The organism is Arthrobacter sp. I3 (assembly GCF_000520575.1).
GTDB lineage: Bacteria > Actinomycetota > Actinomycetes > Actinomycetales > Micrococcaceae > Arthrobacter > Arthrobacter humicola_A.
In genome coordinates, this window is the sequence record NZ_KI914927.1 from 52614 (window position 1) to 53789 (window position 1176).

At 65.2% G+C, this 1176-nt stretch carries 3 protein-coding genes and 1 pseudogene; all 4 read right to left on the reverse strand.

Annotation, left to right across the window (positions count from 1 at the left end):
* Positions 1-11 precede the first annotated feature (11 nt).
* Positions 12-293, reverse strand: coding sequence for an Lrp/AsnC family transcriptional regulator (locus tag Y706_RS0111650; protein ID WP_028276733.1), 282 nt, complete (start codon positions 291-293; stop codon positions 12-14).
* An 88-nt stretch (positions 294-381) separates the two neighbouring features.
* Positions 382-555: pseudogene (locus Y706_RS28145) on the reverse strand (DUF3054 domain-containing protein); the annotation flags it as partial.
* A gap of 49 nt (positions 556-604) precedes the next feature.
* Positions 605-886 (reverse strand): Lrp/AsnC family transcriptional regulator, encoded by a 282-nt coding sequence (locus tag Y706_RS0111660; protein ID WP_028276733.1) that lies wholly within the window; start codon positions 884-886, stop codon positions 605-607.
* A gap of 88 nt (positions 887-974) precedes the next feature.
* Positions 975-1176: DUF3054 domain-containing protein (locus tag Y706_RS25055; protein ID WP_043436039.1), on the reverse strand; the 202-nt coding region annotated here is incomplete at its 5' end.

Consider the following 1176-nt stretch of genomic DNA (forward strand, 5'->3'; position numbering starts at 1 on the left):
TCGATTGTTCGCTACTGCTCGAATCCGAGGGCAAAGGCCGCATCGAGGTCGTGCTGGGAGTAAGCGCGGAACGCGATCTGCGTAGTGGTGTGCGCGACGCCGGGAACCTTCGAGAGCTTGTCCGCGATGACGTCCGCCAGGTCCTCGTGCTTTGCGACCCGGGCGATGGCGATCAGGTCCCACTCGCCCGTTACGGAATAGACCTCGCTGATGCCGGCGATGGCGGAGATTTCCTCGGCGGTCTCCGGGATGCGTGAAGCGTTTGTCTTGATCAGGACGAATGCGGTGACCACGTGTGAACCTTTCCGGATCGGTTGCGCCGTTTGCGGGCCTGTCGGCGGCCCTTGCACGGGCGCTGCCATCTTCTGCAAGCCTAGTGCATTAGGCCTGGCGGCGGCGTGAACGCAACCGCCGAACGCCCGCGGCCACAAGGCGGTAACCCAGGAGGAAAACGGCCAGGCTCAGCAGGGCCACGATGATGAAGGGCAGCACCACCGTCTGCCCGGTGAGGGCCCGCAGGATCATCCCGACGCCGACGGTTCCCAGCCAGACAGCGTTTCTGCCGGGCCCGTCTCATGTGAGCTGGTCGCAATTCGATTGTTCGCTACTGCTCGAATCCGAGGGCAAAGGCCGCATCGAGGTCGTGCTGGGAGTAAGCGCGGAACGCGATCTGCGTAGTGGTGTGCGCGACGCCGGGAACCTTCGAGAGCTTGTCCGCGATGACGTCCGCCAGGTCCTCGTGCTTTGCGACCCGGGCGATGGCGATCAGGTCCCACTCGCCCGTTACGGAATAGACCTCGCTGATGCCGGCGATGGCGGAGATTTCCTCGGCGGTCTCCGGGATGCGTGAAGCGTTTGTCTTGATCAGGACGAATGCGGTGACCACGTGTGAACCTTTCCGGATCGGTTGCGCCGTTTGCGGGCCTGTCGGCGGCCCTTGCACGGGCGCTGCCATCTTCTGCAAGCCTAGTGCATTAGGCCTGGCGGCGGCGTGAACGCAACCGCCGAACGCCCGCGGCCACAAGGCGGTAACCCAGGAGGAAAACGGCCAGGCTCAGCAGGGCCACGATGATGAAGGGCAGCACCACCGTCTGCCCGGTGAGGGCCCGCAGGATCATCCCGACGCCGACGGTTCCCAGCCAGACAGCGACGCCGGCGGGCCACACCCGCAGGGGG